The sequence below is a fragment of the Citrobacter sp. CtB7.12 genome (assembly GCF_001297795.1).
Lineage (GTDB): Bacteria > Pseudomonadota > Gammaproteobacteria > Enterobacterales > Enterobacteriaceae > Citrobacter_A > Citrobacter_A amalonaticus.
The window spans coordinates 99,416-113,989 of the sequence record NZ_LIFT01000010.1; the positions used below are offsets into that span (position 1 = coordinate 99,416).

Sequence of the window (14,574 nt, forward strand, 5' to 3'; positions counted from 1 at the left end):
GGAAGACGAGCCTGCGTCGTCATCCGGCAGCGTGAGCCGCTTCGACGATCGCTTCATTGAGTGCCTCCAGCCCCTGACTGCGCGACGCGCTGAGCTGAGTGCGTAATCCCAGTTCATCAAACAAGGCCAGCGGCGAATGGGCCAGCAGTTCCGCTGCGGTTTTCCCTTCTGCGGCGGTCAGTAATACCGCCAGCAGTCCGCGCACGATGCGACCTTCACTGTCGCCGAAAAAGTGTAAAGTGCCCTTTTCAGAGCGCGTATATCCCAGCCAGACGCGATTTTCGCAGCCCGCGATCTCTTTAGCCTGCGCTTTGAGATCGTCGGGCAGTGCCGGCAGCTGTTTACCGAGCAAAATCAGCTGTCGATATTTGTCTTCCCACTGGGTCAGCGGGATAAAGGTATGACGCAACGTCTCTTCGGTTACGGTTGTGCCAAACGGGTGTCCGGCAAACATTGGGCTAGTCATTAATCCACCAGTATTTCCAGGGCGCGATCAACGGCGTTGATCAACGCATCCACATCACTTTGGGTATTATACGGTGCGAATGAGGCACGTAGCGTACCTGAGACGCCAAGTTCAGCCAGCAGCGGCTGCGCGCAGTGCTGACCGGCACGTAGCGCAATACCATATTCCGCCAGCAGGGTGACCATATCGCTATGATGAACACCAGCAAAATCAAAGGCCAGCAGACTGGAGTCCTGACAGCGAAATGAGCGAAATCCCGGACGCTGGGCCAGCGCCTCTTCCGCCAGTGTAGCCAGCCCCCGACTCCAGCTTTCCGCCTGGGCGATATCAACATCGGCTAGCCATTCCAGCGCGGCGCTCATGCCAATCACGCCAGCGACGTTAGGGGTACCTGCTTCGAGCTTCCACGGTGCGGCCTGGGTAGTGAAGCCCTCGAAACTGACGTCGTTGATCATCTTACCGCCACCGAGCCATGGCGACATGGCCTCCAGCAGCGCCGGTTTGCCGTAAAGCACGCCGATACCGGTTGGACCGTACAGCTTATGGCCAGAGAAGGCGTAGAAATCGATGTCGAGCGCCTGGACATCCACCGGGAAATGGACGGCTCCCTGCGCGCCATCCACCATCACTACCATGCCCGCGGCATGGGCGAGGGTAATGGCACGGGCTAAGTCCGGGCAGCCGCCGGTCACGTTCGACATCTGCCCCAGCGCGAGAATTCGGCTGCGCGGGGTGATGATTGTCTGCAGACGTTCAACGTCAGGCAGGTGCTGGGCATTGAGCGGCAGCTTGACCACTTTCGCCCCAGTTTGCTCTGCGAGCATCAGCCACGGCACGAGATTCGCGTGATGCTCCGCGACGCTGACGATGATTTCATCGCCCGGTTGCAGGCGAGGGCGGGCATAACTCTGCGCCACCATATTGATGGCCTCCGTCGTGCCCCGGGTCCAGACGATGGTTTTGTCATCTGGCGCATTCAGCAAATGCGCCACTTTTTCCCGTGCGGCCTCATAGCGCGCGGTCAGGCGCTGGGCTTCGGCGAACTGGCTGCGATGGACGTTGCCAGCGCTCAGGCTATAGAACTGCCGGGTCGCCTCGATGACGGCCTGCGGTTTAAGGGCCGTCGCGGCGCTATCCAGATAGACGCCCGCGTCAGCGAGTGCCGGAAATTGCGCGCGAAACTGCGCGGGATTGAAAGCGTTCATGGTATTCCTCGGTTCAGTAATCCGATCGTGGCGCAAATTGGTCGTTGATTCAAGAAGTGTACGGTCACCAGGAATCTTCTGGATGTTGTGGCGAAATCAGACCAGTAGCTTATGCTGAATTATGTTAGGCAAATCTTTTTGCCTGTTACGGAGTACGTTTTTAATAGCATAAACAGCTTTAAGGAGAAGAAGATGAAAAAGACTGCCGCAATTATTTCCGCATGTATGCTGACTTTTGCCCTGAGCGCCTGTTCCGGTCCGAACTACGTGATGCACACCAATGACGGGCGTAGCATCGTTGCGGACGGTAAGCCGAAAACCGATGATGAAACCGGGATGATTTCGTACAAGGACGCTAATGGCAACAAACAGCAGATCAATCGTACCGATGTGAAAGAGATGGTCGAGTTGGATCAGTAGTCGGTAGAGAGTAGGTAAAAAAAAGCACCGCAAATTGGCGGTGCTACATTAATCACTATGGACAGACAGGGTAAATGTACAGGAAGTGAAAAAGGGTAGCGTTGCTACCGTGGTCTGAATCGCAGACCAATTGCAAACACAACAACACAACATCACAACCGTAAGCCAAAAGCCCACCAGAACACGCATTCCGATAAAACTTTTCGTTCCGGCTCAGGAAGTGCCGCCACTATAGGTATTTGCTGGTAGTTCCTCAACGGACAAATTATAATGGCTCAGATTAAAAAAACTAATAGGTTACACAGTGTAGCTTAATTGTTAAATTCTTTTAACATCAAAGTTTAAAAGCCATGTCAAAACGACTTCCACCTCTGAACGCATTACGTGTTTTTGATGCCGCCGCACGGCATCTGAGCTTCACCCGCGCAGCAGAAGAGCTTTTTGTGACGCAGGCCGCAGTAAGCCACCAAATCAAGTCACTTGAGGATTTTTTGGGACTTAAGCTGTTTCGCCGACGCAACCGTTCTCTTCTTCTTACTGAAGAAGGACAGAGCTACTTTCTCGACATAAAAGAGATTTTTTCGCAATTAACCGAAGCGACGCGTAAACTTCAGGCGCGAAGTGCAAAGGGGGCGTTGACGGTCAGTTTATTGCCCAGTTTTGCGATTCAGTGGCTGGTGCCCCGACTCTCTAGCTTTAACTCAGCTTATCCGGGAATTGACGTCAGAATCCAGGCCGTGGACCGTCAGGAAGACAAACTGGCGGACGATGTTGACGTGGCGATTTTTTATGGTCGCGGTAACTGGCCTGGACTGCGCGTAGAGAAATTGTACGCCGAATATCTGTTGCCGGTGTGTTCGCCGTTGCTGTTGACGGGCGATAAACCCCTGAAATCGCCAGAGGATTTGGCTTCGCATACTTTGCTACATGATGCCTCACGTCGTGACTGGCAAACTTATACGCGACAGCTAGGGTTAAATCACATCAACGTCCAGCAGGGCCCTATCTTTAGCCACAGCGCGATGGTGCTGCAGGCCGCTATCCACGGACAGGGCGTAGCGCTGGCGAATAACGTGATGGCGCAGTCAGAAATTGAAGCGGGGCGACTGGTCTGCCCGTTTAATGATGTACTGGTCAGTAAAAACGCATTTTATCTGGTTTGTCATGACAGTCAGGCAGAACTGGGTAAAATAGCCGCCTTCCGTCAGTGGATACTGGCGAAAGCGGCCACGGAACAAGAGAAATTCCGCTTTCGTTACGAACAATAACTTACGTAGGGTATTACCATGACCAGCCGTTTTATGCTGATTTTTGCCGCTATCAGCGGCTTTATTTATGTCGCTCTGGGGGCTTTCGGTGCGCATGTCCTGAGCAAAACCCTCGGTGTGGTTGAAATGAGCTGGATCCAGACCGGCCTGCAATATCAGGCGTTTCATACGCTGGCGATATTCGGGCTGTCGGTTGCGATGCAACGCCGGATCAGCATCTGGTTTTACTGGAGTAGCGTTTTCCTCGCGCTAGGAACGGTGCTGTTTAGCGGCAGCCTGTATTGCCTGGCACTGTCTCATCTGCGCCTGTGGGCGTTTGTTACCCCTGTCGGCGGCGTCAGCTTCCTGGCAGGTTGGGTGCTGATGTTAATCGGCGCTATCCGTTTGAAGCGTAAGGGCGTAGTTCATGAATAAGGTTGTGTTGTTGTGTCGCCCGGGCTTTGAAAAAGAGTGTGCCGCAGAAATCACCGATAAAGCAGGGCGTCGGGAGTATTTCGGTTTTGCCCGCGTCAAAGAAAATGCGGGCTATGTCATCTATGAATGCTATCAGGCCGAAGACGCCGAAAAAATTATCAGCGAGCTGCCATTCAGTTCGCTGATTTTTGCACGCCAGTGGTTTGTGGTCGGCGAGTTGCTCCAGCACTTGCCGCCGGAAGATCGCATTACGCCGATTGTCGGCATGTTGCAGGGCGTGGTGGAAAAGGGTGGCGATCTGCGCGTGGAAGTGGCGGATACGAACGAAAGTAAAGAGCTGATGAAGTTCTGTCGCAAATTCACGGTGCCGCTGCGAGCCGCCCTGCGCGAGGCTGGCGTGCTGACGAATTATGAGACGCCGAAGCGCCCGGTGGTGCACGTCTTTTTTATCGCGCCAGGCTGCTGCTATACCGGTTACTCGTATGCCAGTAATAACTCGCCGTACTATATGGGCATTCCGCGCCTGAAGTTCCCGGCCGATGCGCCCAGCCGCTCGACGCTGAAGCTGGAAGAAGCGTTGCACGTGTTTATTCCGCAAGATGAGTGGGATGAGCGTCTGGCAAACGGGATGTACGCGGTGGATTTAGGTGCCTGCCCCGGCGGCTGGACCTATCAACTGGTCAAACGCAATATGTGGGTGTATTCGGTCGATAACGGCCCGATGGCGCAAAGTCTGATGGATACCGGACAGGTTACCTGGCTGCGCGAAGACGGCTTTAAGTATCGCCCCAACCGCAACAACATCTCGTGGATGGTGTGCGATATGGTTGAGAAGCCGGCGAAAGTGGCGGCGTTGATGGCGCAGTGGTTGGTCAACGGCTGGTGCCGGGAAACTATCTTTAACCTCAAGTTGCCAATGAAAAAACGCTACGAAGAGGTCTCGCAGAATCTGGCCTATCTCCAGGCGCAGCTTGATGAGCATGGTGTGAATGCGCAAATTCAGGCGCGGCAGTTGTACCACGACCGTGAAGAAGTGACGGTGCACGTGCGTCGCCTGTGGGCCGCCGTAGGCGGACGTCGCGACGAGCGCTAGCTCGCGCCGTTGCAGATCTGATGCACTGTTGTTCATCAGGTCTGCAACCCATTCCCGTTAGTGGTTATGACTGCGGCGTGTCCGACACAATATGCGTTACGTCGTCCAGATGACCGAGTCGGGCTTCTCCGGAACGATTGAATTTGCTTTTGTCGATCAGCAATAACGACTGTGACGCGCGTTTCAGCAGGACTGATTTGAAATCCGCGTTGAAGGTGCTGGAATCCCACAGTGCGCCGTGGCGGTCGATCCCTTCGCAGGAAAAAATGAACAGATCGATATCAAGAAATTTGAGTTGTGAAATGAGTGCGGGGTTGACGTAGCAGCCGTGTTTGCGCTCCAGCCTGCCACCAGAACTGATGAGCTGAAGTTGTTGGCGTTTGCCGAGCTCCTGACAAATCGGCTGGCTGTTGGTGAAAACCTGTATATTGATATCCGGTAGTTGCCGCGCCAGATACCAGCAGGTGGAGCTGGCATCCAGCGCAATCACCATCCCTTCTTCAATCCAGCTCAACGCCTTTCGGGCAATATCGGCTTTGTGCGCGTAATGGCTCTTCAGCCGTATATGGAAGGGATCGCCACTGTCCGGGTTTTCCCGCGCGATCCCTTTAACGCGCCCGTGGTTGCGCAGAACCTTCCCTTGTTCCTGTAGTTCACTGAGATCGCGGCGGATCGTCTCTTTACTGACGTTGAGCTGAACGGCCAGTGCTTCGGTGGTCAGGCTTTTATGCTGACTGAGCAGATCCACAATCGTCTGCTGGCGTGCCGCTTTCATCTCTTCTCACCTCTCAATCAAATGCCCTGACCGCGATTGAGATTACGGGGTTACCCCTTTTTTTAAAAGAATATTCCCGTACTTTGCGCACTCTCCGGTGATAACAATGGCAAAGGCCTTTTGTGCACGGGCGTAGAAGGCGAAACGATCGATTCGCGCGATCTCCGGGCATGGCGCCTGTAGGGAAAGCGCTTCGCGATAGCGTGTTTCAACGTGCGGGTCGAGGGTATCGCCCTCGACGGCAGCCATCATCACCAGCGGTGGTGCATAGCTGTCGAGTTCAAACAGCGGGATCACGGCTCGCAGTAAGTCGCTGACGCTGAGACCATCCGCACGGATCACCTGCGGTCCCATGCTGTGCGCCGGGAAGTGCGCGTCTGAGAAAATAATCTCATCGCCGTGTCCCATTTGCGCCAGTACTTTAAGTAACTCCGGCGAAATGAGGGGAGAAATCGTTTTAAGCATGCGAGATTCCTTTACAGTGTTTCGGGATAGAAATAACGGTACTGGTAGCGCACTTGTTCTCTGGCCTGTTGTGGGCTGGAAAACGCACCGATACCGTACCAGCCGTACATCGCCGCGCCGGCAACGGTGGTTTCAGCGTCATCCAGCACTTTGATGGGGATCTCCAGGGTGTTGGCCTTAATCTGATTCCATAGCGTATTGCGACTCCCACCGCCGACCAGCAGCAGTTCTGTGGCGTTGAACTGGCCAATTTTTTCCAGCGTATGCAGGTTATGTCGCAACTGGTCCGTTAATCCTTCCAGCGCCGCGCGATAGAAATGACCGCGGGTGGTATTCAGGGTGACGCCACGCCAGCCTGCATCCGCAGAGGAGAGCAGCTCGCACTGCATCCGCACGCCATCGGCCCCGGCGGGAACCGCTTGCGCTTCGGCAATCAAGGTTTGCCACGGGGTTTCGGGTGTCCACAGCAGCTTGCGTACCCATTCAAGGATGCCGGAGGCAAGCCATTGCATCCCCGGATTGTAAAGCCCCGGCTGACTGTCCAGTTCACAGGTTGAACCGGCATGACTGCTCAGTAACGATGTATTGACCCTGGCGCTACGCACCATCAGGATTTCCCACGTGCCGGAAGAGAGAACTGGCTCATCTTGCCCCGCACCGGCGCCAAATAGCGCGAACTGGGTATCGTGTCCGGCAGAGATCACGGGAATTCCCGGTGGGAGACCGAGCATCGTTGCCATTGCGGGCCGCAACGATCCTACCAGTTCACCGGCTTCCACGAGTCGCGGGAAGAGCCGTCTCGGCAACCCTGCGGCCTGCAAGATATCGGCGCTGAAATCCCGTTGCTGAATATCCAGCATTTGGCTGGTGCCCGCCATGGTGATGTCAGTAGTGAATTCGCCGGTCAGGCGATGAGTAATGAGTGAGGAGATAAACAGCCAGGCGTGGGCTTGATCCAGCCGTTGCGGGTGATTTTCTTTAAGCCAAATCAGCTTATATAAGGTGTTGAAGCTGAATGCGCCGACGCCGGAAAGCGTCTGCAACTGACGCGGCGGCATAAAGCGGCTGATATTTTCCATTATCGCGGCAGTGCGCGGGCATTTCCAACTGATGATTGGGTAGAGCAATTCGCCGTTTTCATCGACCAGCGCGCCGTCAACGCCAAAGGTGGTGACGGTGATAGCGCGGATCCGAAAGGCCGAAAGTTCTGTCGACAGTGTCCGGCAGCACTGTGCGAAACGTTGCAGGATGGCGTCCAGCGACCACTGATGCCAGGCGTTGTTTTCCGTGGCTACCTCGCTGGCATTAGCAACCGCCGCACGAGCAACGATGTGTCCATGACGATCTACGGCAATGGCCCGCACGTTGGTCGCGCCACAGTCGAGAACCAGGATGATTTCATTTTTCATAATGACTCCCGTTGCCGGATGGCGCTGTGCTTATCCGGTCCACGAGTCATTCCCCGTAGACCAGATAAGATGTGCCAGCGTCGCCATCAGGCAGTTGCGCGATCCTTAACGTTTATACAGTGGCCCGTAGTTCTGACAGGCGCGGTAGTCCTGGCCTTCTGTATCCATCCCGTGTGCGGCCCAGGCGGAAGGGCGGTAAATTTTCGCCTCTTCCACATTGTGCATGCAGACTGGAATGCGCAGCATCGCGGCGAGGGTGATGAAGTCTGCGCCGACGTGGCCGACGGTCAGCACGCCGTGGTTTGCCCCCCAGTTCGCCATCACGGAATAGACGTCGGAGAACGGTCCTTTGCCGGTAAGACGTGGCGCAAACCAGGTGGTAGGCCAACTGGAGTCGGTGCGTTTGTCGAGGGTGTCATGGACCTCTTTTGGTAGCTCGACGCTCCAGCCTTCCGCAATTTGCAGCACTGGTCCCAGGCCGTTGATGATGTTCACGCGGGTCATAGTGAACGGCACGCCGCCTTCGGTCAGGAAGCGTGATGAATAACCGCCGCCGCGAAAATATTCATGGATTGCCGGACACCACTCGGTTGCCGCGAGGCAGGCGTCAGCCTCCTGCTGCGTGATCTCCCAGTGTGGTTTCATCGTCGGTTTTCCTTCGCTGTCGCGCTGTTTACAGGTGCCATCCAGCGCGGCGGAACCGGAGTTGATCAGATGGATAATGCCGTGTTCTGCCCGTCCGGTCAGCGGCTGACCGGTCACGCGTTCAACCGCTTCTGGTGACCAGTAGGTACGCACATCGGCAAAGACCTGCGCGGTGCCGGTCAACTGATGTCCCAGCAGCATGGCTACGCCGTTCAGACTGTCGTTTTCGGTGGCGACAACAAACGGTTCGCGCACACCGTTCCAGTCAAAAGAACTGTTCAGTAGCGCTTCGGCGGTATCACCGTTGGGATATTGATCGGTCCAGTGACGCTGTCCCTGGAAGCCTGCGGCAATCGCGTTATAACCGAGTGACTCCTCCACGCGTCCCATCTCCGCGAGCTTAGGATTTCCTTGCATCATGTCGCGAATGCACATTGCCATCAGCAGGCTTTCCCGCAGGATGGCCCGGCTCTGTTCGGCGTTGCGTTGATATTGCTTCGCGTTTTTATCTTCACCGTAGCGGAAGTGTTTATCCGCCCACGCCAACGCCATTTCCAGCTCGGCTTCGTCATAGATTTTTTGATCGATGCGGCGGCGCAGTTCGGTCATATCGACGGACTGGACCTTCATCCCCAGCCAGGACTCAAAGAAATGATGATCGACGATGGAACCAGCGATCCCCATCGACACCCCGCCCAGCGAAAGGTAGCTTTTTCCCTTCATGCTGGCGACGGCGAGCCCTGCCCGGGCGAATCGCAGCAGTTTTTCCTCAACGTCGGCTGGGATCGATGTATCTCCGGCATCCTGTACATCCTGGCCGTAGATGGAGAACGCTGGGATCCCTTTTTGGCTATGCGCTGCCAGCGCGGCAGCCAGGTAGACCGCGCCCGGACGTTCGGTACCGTTAAAGCCCCAGATGGCTTTCGGGCGCAGGGGATCCATATCGATGGTTTCACTACCGTAGCACCAGCACGGTGTTACGGTGATTGTCAGGCCGACGTTTTGACTGCTGAACTTTTCCTCACAGGCGGCGGATTCTGCCATTCCGGCAATACAGGTGTCGGCAATAACGCAGTCAACCGGGGTGCCACAGGCGTAGCGCAGTTTTTCTGTCAGCAGGGCGGCAGTGGCCTTTGCCATATTCATCGTCTGTGCTTCCAGAGATTCACGAACGCCCATTCGGCGTCCATCAATAACCGGACGAATACCAATTTTCGGCAGGCTGATCTTCTTCATTCGGGGTTCCTCATTTCACGTATAGGCGTGCTGCTCAGGTGGATGACAGGGCACCACCGCAGCAGTCGGCTGAAACAGGTAAATTTGCTAACTCGAGTTAGCTTAGGTATTGGCGTGTTTTTTACACAACTTTTTTCTGATGGGATTGTGAGGGGCTTCACGAGAAGTGGTTAAAATTCGATCTGCATCAAATAATTAAATGACAGTCAAATTTGGTAAAATATTTAAAATCAGATACTTATAAATAAATGTCTGTGCGGTATCACAGTTTTAACCCAAATGATTTGGCTATTTTTGGTGGCTAAAATAGCTTTAAAGGGCAATTCGCTAACTCGAGTTAGCAACATCTGGCAACATATCGACGTGACGTAAACGTGTTTTCAGGAAGTATTCACATTCATGGTGACGCTCGCTCCCTGAGAATGCACTTCGCCTGATTCACTGCCTGCAGTTTCTGATTATTGAGGAAAGCAGCAATGTCCGAAACATTTTTACAGATGAATCATATTACCAAACGCTTTCCCGGCGTATTAGCGTTGAGTAATGTGAACTTTACTCTTCGCAAGGGCGAAGTGCATGCGCTATTAGGTGAAAATGGTGCAGGCAAATCCACGCTGATGAAAATTTTGTCCGGTGTTTATCAACCGGATGAAGGGGATATTATATTTGAGGGGAAGCCTGTGTCATTCAGCGATCCGCTCAGCGCGCAGAATGCCGGGATTACCATTATTCATCAGGAATTTAATCTCTTTCCTGAATTAACCGTGGAAGAGAATATCTTTATCGGCAGAGAGTTTTGTAAAAATAACCGTTGGCGGCTGGATGAAAAACAGCAGCGACAGGCGGCAACCGAGATTTTGCAGAAATTAAACCTGAATATTTCGCCAGAAACGTTGGTGTCAGACCTGACCGTGGCGCAACAGCAGATGGTGGAGATCGCGAAAGCGATATCCGTCAATGCCAAAATCCTGATTATGGACGAACCCACCGCGGCGCTGACGGAAACAGAAATAGAAAGCTTATTCCAGGTGACCCGTCTGCTTAAAGCGCAGGGGACCGGTATTGTCTACATCTCGCATCGCCTGGAAGAGTTAGCGCTGATTGCCGATCGGGCGACGGTTATGCGCGACGGTCAATACATTGATACCGTTGATTATGAAACCGTGAAGATCAGTGAGCTGATTGCGATGATGGTCGGGCGCGAGCTGGGGAATATCTATCCTCGCCGGGAAGCGCGGACGCATCAGGAACCGGTGCTGGAGGTTAACGGCCTCACGCGCAAAGGCGTGCTCAATAACATCGACTTTACGTTGAACCGGGGCGAGATACTGGGTTTTGCCGGGTTGATGGGCGCCGGGCGTACGGAGCTGGCGCGCGCCATTTTTGGCGCCGACCCCATCGACAGTGGAACCATTAAGTTGAACGGTAAGACCATTGTGATAAAGGGGATTTCTGACGCCATTGCGCAAGGCATTAGCTATTTAACCGAAGACCGTAAAAAAGAGGGACTGGCGCTTAATCTGTCCGTTGAGCGCAATATTATGTTGGGAAATTACCCTGAATATGCCGACCGTTTTGGTCACGTTGATTCGAAACGCTGCCAGCAAACGAGTGAAGAGCAGGTCAGGACGCTCAGAATCAAAACGCCACACCTTGAACAGGCGGCCCTGAATTTGAGTGGGGGAAATCAGCAAAAAATTATTATTGCCCGTTGGGTGTGCAAAGATACCGATATTCTTATTTTTGATGAACCTACACGTGGAATTGATGTCGGCGCCAAGCTGGAAATCTATGAATTAATGAATCGCCTCGTGGCAAAAGGGAAATCGATCATTATGATTTCTTCGGAATTACCGGAGGTGCTGGGTATGTGCGATCGTATCTTAGTTATGCGCAGTGGTCGTATTACCGGAGAATTAACTGCTGATAACGCCACACAAGAAAAAATCATGCAATATGCGACGTTAGAGGATTAAATCATGACCATCTCTGTAACCTCTTCAGACAGCAATAATAAGAAAATAAAAATTAATAAAGAACTTTTAATGCGCCTTGCACCGCTTTTTAGTTTGATTATCCTGGTTGTCTTTTTCAGTTTCAGTTCGCCGTTTTTCTTTAATACCGAAAATATTATGACAATTGCGCTGCAAACGTCGGTTATCGGCATTATGGCCATTGGCGTAACGTTTGTGATTATCACCGCAGGGATCGACCTCTCTTTAGGATCGGTGGTGGCGTTTTCCGGCGTTGCGGTCGGCATCTGCGCGACGCTCGGATTGCCGTTGCCGGTCTGTATTTTGGCAGGCGTGCTGGCCGGAGGGTTGTGTGGCTACGTGAATGGTCTGCTGGTGACCAAAATGACGATTCCCCCGTTCATCGCCACGCTGGGTCTGATGATGTCCGTTCGGGGAATGAACATGGTGATGACGGATGGGCGCGCTATCTATTTCGCCGATTATCCCACCTTCAAATTGCTGGCGCAGGGGCGTTTATTCGATGTGCTGCCGTATCCCGTGTTTTATCTGGTGATTGTGGCGCTGGTCGCCGGCTACATCCTCAAGAAAACGGTAATTGGTCGCTATGTCTATGCCGTGGGCAGTAATGAAGTGGCGGCGCACCTTTCCGGGATCAACGTTCAGCGCGTCAAAATCTTTGTCTATGCCTTCTGCGGCCTGCTGACCGGCATTGCCGGGGTGATTCTGGCCTCGCGTCTAAACTCCGGTCAGCCAACGGTCGGCGTCGGTTATGAACTGGAAGCCATTGCCGCAGTGGTGATCGGCGGCACCAGTCTGATGGGCGGAATTGGCACTATTGGCGGCACCATCATCGGTGCATTCATTATGAGCGTATTGAAAAACGGCCTGAACCTGATGGGGGTCTCTCAGTTCTGGCAAATGGTTGCGATGGGCATTGTGGTCGTCGCCGCTGTCTACCTCGATACGTTACGCAAAAAGATTCGTTGATTTACGCTCCCGGCAGTCACGGGGAACACTGACCCTGACGTTAAGGGTGACACACTCACAACGGAGTACAACAATGAAAACCAGGCATTTTGTCTATGCGTTATCCCTGCTGGCGTGCATCACTTCCAGTGCGCTAGCGAAAGATTTGAACCTTCCGGTCATCAGTAAAGGCTTCCAGCATGAATTCTGGCAAACCGTGAAAATGGGGACGGAAGCAGCAGCGAAAGAGTTGGGCGATAAAACCAGCTATGTCGGACCTGCGGACGAAACTCAGATTGCGGAACAAATTCAGCTGGTTGAAAACGCCATGGCGCAAAAGCCGAACGGTCTGCTGCTGGCGGCGCTGGATGCCAATGCGCTTGCTCCTCTGGTGGAAACGGCGAATTCGCGTGGTATTAAGGTTGTCACCTTTGACTCCGGCGTAAACTCGGATATTCCGGTTAGCTTCGTGGCGACCAATAACCGCAAAGCTGGCGCTGAAGCGGCGGACGCGCTGGCGGCGCAAGTGAATAATAAAGGTAAAGTCGGCATTATCGCTCATGTCGCCGGGACGTCGTCAGCGATTGAACGCTCGGAAGGGTTCATTGCCCGCATGAAGGAAAAGTATCCGGATATCAAGGTGCTGCCCGTACAGTACAGTGATGGCGATCCACAAAAAGCGATGGATAAGACCATTGATATGATTCAGGCCAACCCCGATCTGGCCGGGATTTATGGCACCAATGAAGGCTCAACGCTGGGCGTCGCCAACGCTATCGACAGTCAGAATCTGAAAGGGAAAGTGAAAGTCATTGGTTTTGACAGTACCGAAGCGATTATTCACTTCCTGAACACCGGTGTGATCCAGGGCTTTGTCGTCCAGGATGCTTATCAGATTGGTTACCAGGGGATTAAAACCTTGAATGCGGCACTGTCCGGGCAAACGGTCGCGAAAGAGATCGATATCCCGGTGAAATTTGTGAGCGCCCAGAACATCAATACGCCGGAAATAGACAAGTTGTTACATCCTTTCGGTAAGAAATAAACCGGCAGGGGGCGGTATCTTCGCCCCCCGCTTACCAGGTGAGATCAACGGCGTGCGCTTAACCGACTGATGCGGTAAGACAAAAGTGTAAAATGATTTTATGATTGTCAATTGACGCTTGGACGGTGACTGGGGCACATACATGGCTAAAACAGTAGAACAGATAGCCAGCGACCTGAATTTATCGGTGACAACCGTGAGACTGGTGCTAAACGGAAAAGCTGAACAGTATCGAATCAGCCTCAAAACGCAAACGCGTATTAATGAATATGTTGAGCGATATGGTTATGTGATTAACCATTCCGCCCGCAGCCTGAAGCTGAATAAAACGGATACGCTTGGCCTGATTGTTCCCAATATTTCTAACGTCTTCTTTGCCACATTGGCAGAGAAACTCGAGCAGCGCTGCCGCCGATCCGGTTATCAGCTGATGATTAGCTGTACTTATGATGATGTCGATTACGAAAACAAAATCACCAAGGCTTTAATTGCCCGTAATGTGGACGGTCTTTTTATTGTCCCGTCAACGTTAGAAAACCAGCAGCATCATTTACGTCAGGTGAGAAAACCGATGGTATTGCTGGACCGTGATTTTAAATACACGGATAACGCGCTGGTGGAAAGTCACAATATTTCAGGCGGTGAACATTTAACCCAAAGTTTGCTGGATGCTGAAAAGTTACCGGTCTGGTTTCTGGTGGGCGATACCGGTTTGCCCAGTATCAGCGACCGTCTGACGGGTTACCTGAATGCGCTCAGTAAAAAAGGGATTCATCATCGTGACTGGGTGCGCGAAGGGCCGGTGAACACCCCGGAAGGGGGATACCAGATCATGCAGGCTTTGATCGACGAAGCAGGATGTCCGCAGGCGTTTATCGCCTCGTCATTACCGGTGCTGGAAGGGGCAGTAAGAGCCATTCGTGACCGTTTTGGCGTTATTCCGCCCGAGATCAATATCGGTACGTTTGACGAACACCCGATGCTGGGATTCTTGTCCAATAACGTGTGGTCAATGCAGCAGGATGAGAACGCCTGGGCGGAAAAAGCGTTCACAATGATGCTCAACGCCATCGAAGATCGCCCTGTTCATGAGACGGTAAAAGTTGAAATGAAATTAATTAAGCGCTTAAGACAAAAATAATACGCGCGACAAAAAGAGTGTTATCAGTCATTGAACCGAGTACCCCGGAG

At 53.2% G+C, this 14,574-nt stretch carries 14 protein-coding genes; 8 read left to right on the plus strand and 6 right to left on the minus strand.

What is annotated here, in order from left to right; translation table 11 throughout:
* Positions 1-19: 19 nt before the first annotated feature.
* Together csdE and csdA are read right to left on the minus strand one after the other, a co-directional pair.
* Positions 20-466: a cysteine desulfurase sulfur acceptor subunit CsdE gene (csdE, locus tag AOY24_RS14125; RefSeq protein WP_042999486.1), complete on the minus strand. Its 447-nt coding sequence runs from the start codon at positions 464-466 to the stop codon at positions 20-22.
* Positions 466-1,671: a cysteine desulfurase CsdA gene (gene csdA, locus AOY24_RS14130; protein WP_054176848.1), complete on the minus strand. Its 1,206-nt coding sequence runs from the start codon at positions 1,669-1,671 to the stop codon at positions 466-468. The genes csdE and csdA overlap by 1 nt, the downstream gene beginning before the upstream one ends.
* Positions 1,672-1,863: 192 nt before the next feature.
* On the opposite strand from csdA, the gene AOY24_RS14135 reads away from it, so the two are divergent.
* From AOY24_RS14135 to rlmM, 4 genes are all read left to right on the plus strand, one after another.
* Entirely contained in the window at positions 1,864-2,091 is a 228-nt protein-coding gene (locus tag AOY24_RS14135; RefSeq protein WP_042322452.1) for a YgdI/YgdR family lipoprotein, read from the plus strand.
* Positions 2,092-2,441: 350 nt separating this feature from the next.
* Positions 2,442-3,359 carry a glycine cleavage system transcriptional regulator GcvA gene (gcvA, locus tag AOY24_RS14140; protein ID WP_042999488.1) on the plus strand — a complete coding sequence of 306 codons (918 nt, stop codon included), beginning with the start codon at positions 2,442-2,444 and terminating at the stop codon, positions 3,357-3,359.
* A gap of 18 nt (positions 3,360-3,377) precedes the next feature.
* The gene (locus tag AOY24_RS14145) at positions 3,378-3,773 is read left to right on the plus strand and encodes a DUF423 domain-containing protein (RefSeq protein ID WP_042999489.1); all 396 of its coding nucleotides are present in this window, start codon (positions 3,378-3,380) and stop codon (positions 3,771-3,773) included.
* The gene (gene rlmM / locus AOY24_RS14150) at positions 3,766-4,866 is read left to right on the plus strand and encodes a 23S rRNA (cytidine(2498)-2'-O)-methyltransferase RlmM (RefSeq protein WP_042999490.1); all 1,101 of its coding nucleotides are present in this window, start codon (positions 3,766-3,768) and stop codon (positions 4,864-4,866) included. The genes AOY24_RS14145 and rlmM overlap by 8 nt, the downstream gene beginning before the upstream one ends.
* A 64-nt stretch (positions 4,867-4,930) precedes the next feature.
* On the opposite strand, the gene fucR is transcribed toward rlmM, so the two are convergent.
* From fucR to fucI, 4 genes are all read right to left on the minus strand, one after another.
* Entirely contained in the window at positions 4,931-5,641 is a 711-nt protein-coding gene (gene fucR, locus AOY24_RS14155) for an L-fucose operon activator (protein ID WP_042999491.1), read from the minus strand.
* A gap of 42 nt (positions 5,642-5,683) precedes the next feature.
* A complete protein-coding gene (fucU, locus tag AOY24_RS14160) occupies positions 5,684-6,106 on the minus strand; it encodes an L-fucose mutarotase (RefSeq protein ID WP_042999492.1) in 423 nt (140 codons plus the stop codon).
* 11 nt (positions 6,107-6,117) lie between these two features.
* On the minus strand, positions 6,118-7,515 hold the full coding sequence (gene fucK, locus AOY24_RS14165; RefSeq protein ID WP_054176849.1) for an L-fuculokinase: 1,398 nt from the start codon (positions 7,513-7,515) through the stop codon (positions 6,118-6,120).
* A 105-nt stretch (positions 7,516-7,620) separates the two neighbouring features.
* Positions 7,621-9,396: an L-fucose isomerase gene (gene fucI, locus AOY24_RS14170; protein ID WP_054176850.1), complete on the minus strand. Its 1,776-nt coding sequence runs from the start codon at positions 9,394-9,396 to the stop codon at positions 7,621-7,623.
* Positions 9,397-9,872: 476 nt separating this feature from the next.
* Between fucI and AOY24_RS14175 the strand changes: the two genes are divergently transcribed.
* The 4 genes from AOY24_RS14175 to AOY24_RS14190 all read left to right on the plus strand — a co-directional run bounded on the left by AOY24_RS14175 (position 9,873) and on the right by AOY24_RS14190 (position 14,524).
* Entirely contained in the window at positions 9,873-11,372 is a 1,500-nt protein-coding gene (locus AOY24_RS14175; RefSeq protein WP_042999495.1) for a sugar ABC transporter ATP-binding protein, read from the plus strand.
* Positions 11,373-11,375: 3 nt separating this feature from the next.
* Positions 11,376-12,359: an ABC transporter permease gene (locus tag AOY24_RS14180; RefSeq protein WP_044254230.1), complete on the plus strand. Its 984-nt coding sequence runs from the start codon at positions 11,376-11,378 to the stop codon at positions 12,357-12,359.
* A 73-nt stretch (positions 12,360-12,432) separates the two neighbouring features.
* Positions 12,433-13,383, plus strand: a complete 951-nt coding sequence (locus tag AOY24_RS14185) for an ABC transporter substrate-binding protein (protein WP_042999497.1) — start codon at positions 12,433-12,435, stop codon at positions 13,381-13,383.
* A 142-nt stretch (positions 13,384-13,525) separates the two neighbouring features.
* Positions 13,526-14,524, plus strand: coding sequence for a LacI family DNA-binding transcriptional regulator (locus AOY24_RS14190; RefSeq protein WP_042999498.1), 999 nt, complete (start codon positions 13,526-13,528; stop codon positions 14,522-14,524).
* Positions 14,525-14,574 lie beyond the last annotated feature (50 nt).